The sequence below is a fragment of the Deltaproteobacteria bacterium genome (assembly GCA_030654105.1).
In the GTDB taxonomy this organism is placed as follows: Bacteria; Desulfobacterota; SM23-61; order SM23-61; family SM23-61; genus JAHJQK01.
Genome location: JAURYC010000243.1, coordinates 1 through 9405 on the forward strand (window position 1 = coordinate 1; position 9405 = coordinate 9405).

At 51.0% G+C, this 9405-nt stretch carries 9 protein-coding genes and 1 pseudogene; 6 read left to right on the plus strand and 4 right to left on the minus strand.

Annotated features, from left to right (window positions below; all coding sequences use genetic code 11):
- Positions 1–185: 185 nt before the first annotated feature.
- The 6 genes from Q7V48_10235 (at position 186) to Q7V48_10260 (ending at position 5884) form a co-directional block, all read left to right on the plus strand.
- A complete protein-coding gene (locus tag Q7V48_10235; protein MDO9211108.1) occupies positions 186–1094 on the plus strand; it encodes a hypothetical protein in 909 nt (302 codons plus the stop codon).
- Positions 1095–1293: 199 nt separating this feature from the next.
- Positions 1294–2217: a branched-chain amino acid ABC transporter permease gene (locus Q7V48_10240; GenBank protein ID MDO9211109.1), complete on the plus strand. Its 924-nt coding sequence runs from the start codon at positions 1294–1296 to the stop codon at positions 2215–2217.
- Between the two features lies 1 nt (position 2218).
- Positions 2219–3205: a branched-chain amino acid ABC transporter permease gene (locus tag Q7V48_10245; protein MDO9211110.1), complete on the plus strand. Its 987-nt coding sequence runs from the start codon at positions 2219–2221 to the stop codon at positions 3203–3205.
- Positions 3192–3941, plus strand: a complete 750-nt coding sequence (locus Q7V48_10250) for an ABC transporter ATP-binding protein (GenBank protein ID MDO9211111.1) — start codon at positions 3192–3194, stop codon at positions 3939–3941. Before Q7V48_10245 ends, Q7V48_10250 begins: the two co-directional genes overlap by 14 nt.
- On the plus strand, positions 3928–4638 hold the full coding sequence (locus Q7V48_10255) for an ABC transporter ATP-binding protein (protein MDO9211112.1): 711 nt from the start codon (positions 3928–3930) through the stop codon (positions 4636–4638). The genes Q7V48_10250 and Q7V48_10255 overlap by 14 nt, the downstream gene beginning before the upstream one ends.
- 40 nt (positions 4639–4678) lie before the next feature.
- Complete coding sequence (locus Q7V48_10260) at positions 4679–5884, plus strand: ABC transporter substrate-binding protein (protein ID MDO9211113.1); 1206 nt, start codon at positions 4679–4681, stop codon at positions 5882–5884.
- A gap of 306 nt (positions 5885–6190) precedes the next feature.
- Here Q7V48_10260 and Q7V48_10265 read toward each other — a convergent pair whose 3' ends face one another.
- The 4 genes and pseudogenes from Q7V48_10265 to Q7V48_10280 all read right to left on the minus strand — a co-directional run.
- Entirely contained in the window at positions 6191–6961 is a 771-nt protein-coding gene (locus Q7V48_10265) for a 3-oxoacyl-ACP reductase family protein (protein ID MDO9211114.1), read from the minus strand.
- A gap of 182 nt (positions 6962–7143) precedes the next feature.
- Positions 7144–7305 (minus strand): annotated as a pseudogene (locus Q7V48_10270) (transcriptional regulator).
- Between the two features lie 399 nt (positions 7306–7704).
- Positions 7705–8532 (minus strand): ABC transporter permease, encoded by an 828-nt coding sequence (locus Q7V48_10275; GenBank protein MDO9211115.1) that lies wholly within the window; start codon positions 8530–8532, stop codon positions 7705–7707.
- Positions 8529–9405, minus strand: an 877-nt coding sequence (locus tag Q7V48_10280; protein ID MDO9211116.1) for an ABC transporter permease, incomplete at its 5' end; no start/stop codon positions are given. The genes Q7V48_10275 and Q7V48_10280, both read right to left, overlap by 4 nt.

A 9405-nucleotide genomic window follows, 5' to 3' on the forward strand; every position in this document is an offset into this window, starting at 1 on the left:
GAAAGGCATCCCGCCTCATTCTGCGGAGACCCGGTTGGGAACTTGGGGAACGGTTTCCTCCCGGCCGATGCTGCCCGCGCTCATCGCCCTGAACCCCGGGCCACGAATAGGGATTCTGTAAAAGTGAAGGTAGGCAAGGACAATATTCCTTGAGTCAACACGGAAAATGCCTTATATTGTACGGAATGAAATTCGAACTCCAGTCGCAATCGCCCTATAATCTGACCCGGTGTGCCTTGATTTTCAGCCAGTTCCCTCTCGATGGAACCGACCTGTGGATTCCTGCCAGAGAAACACTTCCCGCCCAGTATCGCCGGCTTTACGTCGTAGAAAACGAACTCATTTTAGCCATTGTCCAACAAGACCGGGACTCACAGCTGCTTGTGCGCACCCATCCCTCCCATCCAAAACACCACGCTTCTTTCCGATCCATGGTCAGCTGGCAATTTCATCTTGACGCCCCCTTAGAAGCATTCTACCAGCGAGCCAGGAATCATCCTTTCTTTCAACCCCTCCTAAAAACTCTTTACGGGGTCAAGCCTTTGCGCACTCCTACTTTATATGAAATGGGCGTCATTGCCATTACCGAGCAGCAGATCTCCTACCCGGTGGCTGTCAAGATGCGTTCCAGGCTTATCGAGGCCCTGGGTCGGAAGATGGTTTTTGAAGGGAAAACTTACCGAGCTTTTCCCACGGCGCAGGCCGTAGCAGAATGCCAGGTTGACGATCTACGGGCCTTTTCTTTTTCCGGCCGGAAAGCAGAATACATCATCGATTTCTCCCGGAAGATAGCCGACGGAAGCTTTCATCTGGAGGATCTGCGCGATCGGCCCAATGAAGAAGTGATTACAGCCCTCACTTCTCTTAGGGGTTTTGGACGATGGAGCGCAGAGTATCTTCTGAACCGGGGATTGGGGCGGTCCGATGTCTTTGCCGCAGATGACTTAGGTGTCCAAAGGCTCGTCGGAAAACACCTGGGGCCCGGCCACCGGGTTACCGCCAAAGAATGTGGGAAAATCCTGGACGAATGGGGTAATTGCAAAAGGTGGGTGGTCTTCTATCTTCTTTGCGCGTCCCGATTGGGGTTGATTTAAAGACCATTGTAAGCTCCCTGGACGGGTTTGATATCAATATAAAGGTTATCAACAGATTTTAATATCTCCTTGGCGTTTTGCAAATATCTCAAGGCTTCCTTCATTTAAAATCTCTCTTCGGTCCGGTTTCCTTAATGAAATTTTATATAAGAGGCGACGATACGTTCAAGGTTGAATTTTTATTGACAAAACAGCCAGGATGTGGCAAAACCAAAAAGCTTTCCGCAAAACCATTTACCTGCTGGGGCCCAAAAAGAAAATGGATGTCTTGATTATCGGAACCATCCGGGGTTCCCTCTATTCCCTCATTGCCGTAGGATTTGTGCTGATCTTCAGCGTGGGAGGTATTCTCAACCTGGCCCATGGCACCTACTATATGCTGGGAGCCTATCTCACTTTTGTTTTTTACCATCTGGTTCTTCATTCCGGAGCGGGAGGAACACTGGTTTTATCTATGGTTCTGGCAGTGGCTTCTGTTGCCGCCCTCGCCTGTTTGGTTTACTACCTTCTGCTCAGGAAAAAAATCGAATCCCTTATTTACACGATGGTTATGACCCTGGCTCTGGCATTGTTCGTTAGCGAAATCATGTCCCTCCTTTTCGGGGTCTCCGGAAGCTCTGTGCCCAGCCTCATTGAAGGTCATCTCGTGATCTCTGGAGTTAAAATCATCAACCACCAGCTGATATTACTACCCATCGCAGCCCTCATCCTGCCCGGGCTGTGGATTTTCCTGAAGAAAACCAAGATGGGCCAGAGCATCGACGCCGTATCCCAGCACCGAACCGGAGCCCTCCTTATGGGGGTCAGCGTGGAAAAGGCCACTCTGGTGACCTCGGGCTTATCGTCAGGGTTGGCGGCCCTGGCGGGGGCCTTGATTGCACCGGTTTCCGCCGTAGTCCCGGAAATGTGGTTGTTCCCCTTGATCAAAGCTTTTGCCATCGCCATCCTGGGCGGTATGGGTTCCCTGACCGGTAGCATCATCGCTTCCTTCTTGCTGGGGTACGCCGAGGTCTTAACTTCTTTCCTGATCAGTGAGCAACTCACGGAGATGATCTCCCTGGTGGTTATCGTCTTCGTTTTGATTTTCAAACCTGCGGGCATCATGGGCTATAAGTCCAGCTAAAATGGGCAAGTTAAAAAACCTTCCCTTTAATTTATCTCAGCAATCTCCCCTGGGCCTTATGATCCTGGTGGCCCTGGGAGCTTTCCCCCTCTTCAGCAGGAATTTGTTGTACGTGGAAATTTTAAAGGTGGCCGCTCTTTATGCCATCTTTGCCATGAGCTGGGATATTCTGACCGGCTATACCCATGAAGTCAATTTTGGGTTTGCTTTCTTCGTCGGAGGGGCTGGGTATATGAGCGGGGCTCTCAATTCCTTTTTATCCTTTTCCCCTGCTCTGTGCATTTCTCTCTCCGCCCTGGCTGCCGGACTATCCGGAGTGCTTATTGGCTACCTGACCCTGCGCCTTAAGGGCCCCTACTTTTCCATGGCCACGCTGGCCTTTGCCGGTATTCTCTACAAGCTCGCCTTCATTTTTTATAAATTTACTGGGGGAGAGGAAGGCCTATCGGGATTGCATAGTCTGACTCCCAGTCCCATCACCGACTTCTACTTGATCTGGGCCATTACGGTGGTAGCCTACTTCTGGCTCATCTTCTATGCCAGGTCCAAGCACGGCATCATCCTGAAGGCCATCCGGGCTGACGAGGACGTAGCTCAGTCCTCGGGGATTAACACCGCCTATTACAAGGTGGAGGCCTTTGCGCTAAGCGGCTTTCTGGCGGGTATCGGCGGCGCGGTCTTTTCCCATGCCCAAATGAATGTTGGTCCCACCATGCTCTCGGGTGCCCTTTCTGTTCTGGTGGTTCTTCTGGCTATGATCGGAGGAATGGGCACCATCGTGGGTCCCTTGGCGGGGGCCATTTTCCTTTCCATCCTCAACGAGGCCCTGCGGGTGGTGGAGGCTTACCGAATTGTCATTTATACCGGACTTTTGATCGTCTTTATCTACCTGGCTCCGGAGGGGTTCATGAATCTGGCTTTCGTCAAGAGAACCCCCTGGTTAAAACGTTTCCTTCTGGGAAAAGAGGGGTCTCATGAGCCTTCTTGAGGTTCATCATTTGTCCAAGGCCTTCGGAGGCCTACAGGCTCTCCGGGATATCCATTTCACCGTGAACCCAGGTGAGATGCTGGGCATTATCGGGCCGAACGGCGCTGGCAAGACCACTCTTTTCAACATCCTTTCCGGATTCTATGTTCCCGACTCGGGGGCGGTCTTGCTGGACGGCCAAGATATTCGGGGAAAGAAGCCCTACCAGATCGTGAATTTGGGCCTGACCCGAACCTGGCAGCTGGTAAAGCCTTCCCTGGGAATGACAGTGATGGAAGCGGTAATTGTGCCTTCCTTCAGCTCCCGCGCCCGTGAACAATCTTCAACCAACCCCGGGCAAAGAAACGATATTCGGAGTATTTTGGCTCGGATCGGCTTAGGGGATAAGTTGGGGGAAGAAGTAGACAACTTAACCCAGAGCGAACTGCGGCTTCTGGATATCTGCCGGGCTATGATGACCCACCCCAGGATTCTGCTCCTGGACGAACCCTTTTCGGGATTGAGCCATAAGGAAAGCGTAAACGTCTCGCAGATGATCCTGGAATTGAACGCCCGGGAGCTTACGGTCGTGATTATCGAGCATCGTTTAAAGGAATTGATGAAACTTATTAAAAAAGTAATGGTTATTCATTTTGGCGAAAAAATCGCCGAAGGGAGTCCCACGGAGGTAGTTCAAAATCCCCAAGTCATTCAAGCCTACCTGGGTGAAAGGAGGCCCGGCGTTGGCATGGCTTGAAGTCGAAAGTCTGGAATCGTTCTATTATAAAGTTCGGGTCCTCCATGGGATCGGCCTGCGGGCTGAAAAAGGAGAATTCATCTCTCTCATAGGAAGCAATGGAGCCGGTAAAACAACCTTTTTAAGGACCCTCTCTCGTCTGGTTCGGGGGAAAGGGAAAATTCTCTTGGAAAATGAAGACCTGATCGGTCTTAGTCCGCAGGAGGTAATCCGGAAAGGGGTGGCTCATTGTCCGGAAGGCCGGATGCTTTTCCCCTACATGAGCGTCAGGCAAAACCTTTTGATGGGGGCCTTTTTGCGGGAAGATAAAGATGAGGTTAAGAAGGACCTGGGACAGGTCTTTTCCTACCTTCCCGTGCTGGGAGAGCGGCAAAAACAGCTGGCCGGGACCCTTTCTGGAGGAGAGCAGCAGATGCTGGCCATAGGGCGAGCCATTATGGCTGCCCCCAGGCTTTTAACCCTGGATGAACCTTCTTTCGGCCTGGCTCCTTTAGTTATCGGGTCTATATTTGAGGTTCTTCATACCCTCAACAAACTGGGGGTGACGGTATTATTGGTAGAGCAAAATGCCTGGCTGGCCCTGGAGCAAACCAGCTTTACCTATGTTCTGGAAGAAGGACATATCATCAAACAGGGGCCCACAGCGGATTTGCTGGAAGATCCGTCCATCCGTGAGGCTTACCTGGGCATGACTTGAGGATAACCTATTTACCAAATACAAAAGAAGGAGGGTAAAAATGAAAACCAGGAGAATCGTGATGGGGTCTGTCTTGACCGTTTTCTTCTTGCTCATTGCCAGCCTGGCAATGGCCCAGACGATTAAAATCGGAGTGATGGCTCCTTTTAAAACTCCCTCGGGAGAAGATCAAATGAACGGGGCCAAGCTGGCGGTTGAGAACATCAATGCCCAGGGGGGCATTCTGGGAAAAAAGATCGAATTGATTTTAGCCAACGACGAATACAAGCCTGAAAAAGGGGTTATGGCCTATAAAAAACTTGTCCTGGAAGATAAGTGCGAAGTGGTCTTCGGGACTTGTTCATCGGGCGTGGCCAAAGCAGTCATGGATCAAATGGCCCGGTATAAACAGTTGTGGATTCCTACCGGTGCAGCATCGGAAGCCCTGTCAGACCTTTACAAATCGGACCCCAGCAAATATAAATATTGGTTCCGGGTGATGCATCTCTCCGGTGACCTTTCCACGGCTGTTCATGAGTTTATCTATAACCTGCCCGTTAAGAAGATTGGTGCCAAACGAATAGCGATCATGGCTGAGAATGCTCTATGGACAAGGGACATGGTCAAAGCAGCAGAACAATTCTTCAAGGAAAAAGGGCTGGAGATTGTGTATTCAGAATTTTTTGACACGGAGACCAAGGACTTTACGCCCATCTTCACCAAAATTATCAATGCCAAGGCAGATTTCATTTATGAAATCTCGGCTCACGTGGACGGGGCCGTTTACATCAAGCAGTGGTATGACTTGAAGGGCCCCATGATTGGAGGGGTCTCCGGGACCGGGGTAACGGATCGCTACTGGAAAGACTGCGGTGGAAAAGCCACCAGTGAGACTGTCGTGGTCTATGTGATGCGGACGGCCATAACTCCCAAGACAATTCCTTTTTATGATCAGTACATGGAAAAATTCAAGATCGCTCCGGGGTACCCCACAGGTTATACCTATGATGCCATTCATATGTATAAAGCGGCGGTGGAAAAAGCCGGAAAAACCGACGCCGATGCTTTGGTTCCCGTACTGGAAAAGATGGACTATGTGGGAGTGGTCGGTCGTTACGTCTTTGACCAACTCCATAACCCGAAATATGGAGAAGGATATCGCCAGCTTCCTCTGGGCCAGTGGAGGAAGGACGGAAGTAGAGTCGCCGTATCGCCTAAGAGCATGGCCACTGGAGAGTATGAATTACCCCCCTGGTTGAAAAAATAGTTTTAATGGTTGGGGGTCAAGGAGAGATTTCTTCTCTTTGGCCTCCTTCTCCTTCCTTAGCAGAGGTTGCTCGATAATTCGCTCCAACAGATGTGCCGGAACGAAAGAGCTGGCCACCGATTAATCTACCTTCTTGAGTACCCGGAAGTTGCCTGCAAAGGAAGATAATTTTTTTAGCGAATTCCTTTGCCCGAATTTTCAACTGTTCAGGGTCCATTATTTGCCCCATCGAAAGAGCGTTCAGATTAGTTTCTGTATTCTAAATCTACAATCTGCATTCTGAAATCTGCAATCTACATTCTGCAATCAATAGTGTGCCAGTCCAACAGTGAGTCCTCCGCATATAAAAATCGCCTGGCCAGTGATGAAGGAAGCTTCGTCAGATGCTAAGAAAGATACCAGGTTGGCCACGTCCTCCGGCTGCCCCACTCTTTTCAGGGGAATACCATCGATAATCGCCTTCGTTCGGGGACTTTCCATGGGGTTGGCGGCCTTGAATAGCTCGGTGGCAATCGGCCCCGGCCCAATATAATTCACATTAATATTGTATTGAGCAAGTTCAAGCGCCCAGGTACGGGTTACCCCAATCAGTGCTGCCTTGGTGGCGCCATATACTGTCCTCAGCTCTTTACCAAGGCTGGCGCGGGAGCCGATGTTAATGATTTTCCCATACCGTTGTATTTTCATCGTAGGTAGTACGGCCCGAGTGCAGAAAAAGGTTCCCTTGAGGTTTACGTTAACCACCTCATCCCAATCTCCATCCTGCACATCCTCCAGAAGTGCCGGCTTGACGATTCCGGCATTGTTGACCAGGATGTCTATTCTTCCGAAATGTTCCATCGTTTGCTTAACTGCCCGGTCCACTTCGTCTCTGTGGCTTACATCCGCCAATATGGTCAAGGCATTCCCCCCCAGGGCTTTTAACTCCTTGGCGGTCTTTTCGGATTCATCGGGTAGTATATCCAAGAAAGAAATAGAAGCCCCTTCTTGGATCAGCTTCTTAGCCGTTGCCTTCCCAATCCCTCTGGCAGCCCCGGTGATGAGGGCCACTCGATTTTGCAACTTTCCTTGGTTCATAAATTCCTCCTGCGGGATAACCCCATGTAGGGGCGAGGTTACCTCGCCCCCAGACCGGATGCATTATCATTAGGGTCGCCCCGACCCTACATCTCCTATGGCCTTGCCCGGGTGAGGGAGCCGGGCCAGATTTAGTAATCGCTGTCGGACTGAAGCCGCCAGATTTATATATCCCTCCTTGATCATATCATTGCTTCCAAATAGGGTCTCATTACATTGGCAACGCGGAGGAGTTTTGCATATCGCCAGAGCTCGTTATTTGTGCATTTCCGCTGACGGCGGCACTCGCGGAGCGCTTCAATGGCCACATCCAGCCCAATCTTATTTCGGTACTTAAAGCAATCTACAACTTTTTATTGGGTTGTCAAGAAAAATTCAAGACATGATTTTTTGGGGGCGGCTGGCAGAGATTACCTCCCCATCATCCCCCAATGCCCTCCGCCCTTTTATATGTGAAAGTCAGGATTTGATGCTCCAGACACTGTTGGGTCACGCAATAACTTCTTCCTGTACTCTTGTTTTTAGGGTCATCTCCGAGAATTCAACATTTCAGTAATCTTCAATCAGCGAAAAGTATCCATGTTGAAGAATAGGTAGGTGCAATCTTCAACCCCGACCTTCCCTGACACTGCCTGTCTGATCAAATCCTAATTTTATTTAGCTTTTTGAAATAACCTTCTTAAATCCCTCCCCGCCTCCCTTTTCCAAAGGGAGGAGTCCCGCCCAAGGCGGGATTTCCCCCTCTATCGCCTTGCCTCGGTCAATTTCGGATCCAGCAGATCTCTTAACCCATCCCCCAATAAATTGAATCCCAATACCGCCACGGCAATAGCCAAACCGGGGAATATGGCCAGCCACGGAGAAATTTCCATGAAGGTTTGGGCTTCGCTCAGCATCCTGCCCCAGCTGGGATGGGGGGGTTGAGTGCCCAGGCCGAGGTAACTCAGCGCTGCCTCCGCCAGAATGGCGATGGCCAACTGCACCGTACCCTGGACGATCAAAACAGAAAGAATATTCGGTAAAATGGTGCACCAGATGATCGCCCGATTACTCTGCCCGACGGCGCGGGCTGAAGTTACGAAATCTCTTTGCCACACCGAGAGGGAGGCTCCCCGGGTGAGACGAGCGAAAATCGGGATGTTGAATATGCCGATGGCCACCATGCTGTTGATGATTCCGGGCCCAAAGATTGAAGTAATCAATATGGCGCTGAGAACTGCCGGAAAACCATACAAAACATCGACCAGCCGCATAACCCCTTCGTCTTTCCAGCCTCGCCAATAAGCGGCCAAAGAGCCCAGTAAAACTCCAAACCCCATGCCGATCCCCACAGCCACCCAACCAACCATGAGAGAGTTTACCGCTCCTTTCATTACCCGGCTAAAAATGTCCCGGCCGTATTGGTCCGTGCCTAAAAGGTGGGCGGAGCCAGGAGATTGGAACCGTTGCGCAATGTTCATACGATTGGGATCATGGGGAGTGTAAGCTGGACTGAGGAAGGCCATGACTACGATGGCCATGACCAGAATTCCACCCACTATTAAATTTACGTTGCGAAACGCCCGCTTCAAATCCTTATCTCCTTGCGTTCCCCAACCCGTATGCGCGGGTCAACGACCCCATAAATCACATCCACCCCGAAATTCACTATTACGATAAAGAAAGCAATCAGCAAGCTTACCCCCTGAACTACAGGCAAGTCCCGCTGGCCAATGGCCAGAAAAATCAGTCGGCCCAGTCCGGGTAAATTGAAGACGTTCTCGATCACGATGGCTCCGGCTAATAGTTCCCCCATCTGCAAGCCGACGATGGTTACCACTGGAATTAAAGCGTTGCGCAGGGCGTGTTTGTATACAACCATTGTTTCTGCCAGACCTTTGGAGCGGGCGGTACGGATGTAATCTTCCCCGAGGGCCTCCAGCATGCAGGAACGGGTGAGGCGGGCCAGCACCGCGGCTCGGATAAGACCGAGAGAAAGAGCCGGAAGGATAAGAGACTTCAACGCCCCCAGCGGGGTTTCCGTCCAGGATTTGACCCCCCCTGCCGAAAACCATTGCAGGTGAACGGCAAAGAATAGGATAAAAAGGATCCCGGCCCAGAAGGCTGGTATAGCAAGTCCAATCTGGGAAAAAATCATCACCCCGTAATCCCCGGGTCGGTTGCGGTGGATGGCCGCATAAATTCCCAGAGGGATGGAGAAGATGACGGCGAAAAATATAGCAAGGATAGCCAGGGGAATGGTTACTTGCAAGCGAGAGGCGATCAAGGTGCTGATGGGGACTTCATAAGTAATCGACCGGCCAAAATCTCCCCGGACCAACGAGCTAAGCCAATTCCAATACTGGACTGCGAGGGGCTGGTCCAGTCCCAATTTATGGCGCAGCTCTTGTAAATTTTCGGGGGTGGCCTGAATCCCCAAAATGATCTGGGCCGGATCTCCCGGG

Bases quoted from the DNA above. Each gene is read 5' to 3' on its own strand.
- Q7V48_10250 (MDO9211111.1), top strand. From the start codon at position 3,192: ATGAGCCTTCTTGAGGTTCATCATTTGTCCAAGGCCTTCGGAGGCCTA.
- Q7V48_10260 (MDO9211113.1), top strand. From the start codon at position 4,679: ATGAAAACCAGGAGAATCGTGATGGGGTCTGTCTTGACCGTTTTCTTC.
- Q7V48_10240 (MDO9211109.1), top strand. From the start codon at position 1,294: ATGTGGCAAAACCAAAAAGCTTTCCGCAAAACCATTTACCTGCTGGGG.
- Q7V48_10245 (MDO9211110.1), top strand. From the start codon at position 2,219: ATGGGCAAGTTAAAAAACCTTCCCTTTAATTTATCTCAGCAATCTCCC.
- Q7V48_10235 (MDO9211108.1), top strand. From the start codon at position 186: ATGAAATTCGAACTCCAGTCGCAATCGCCCTATAATCTGACCCGGTGT.
- Q7V48_10265 (MDO9211114.1), bottom strand. From the start codon at position 6,961: ATGAACCAAGGAAAGTTGCAAAATCGAGTGGCCCTCATCACCGGGGCT.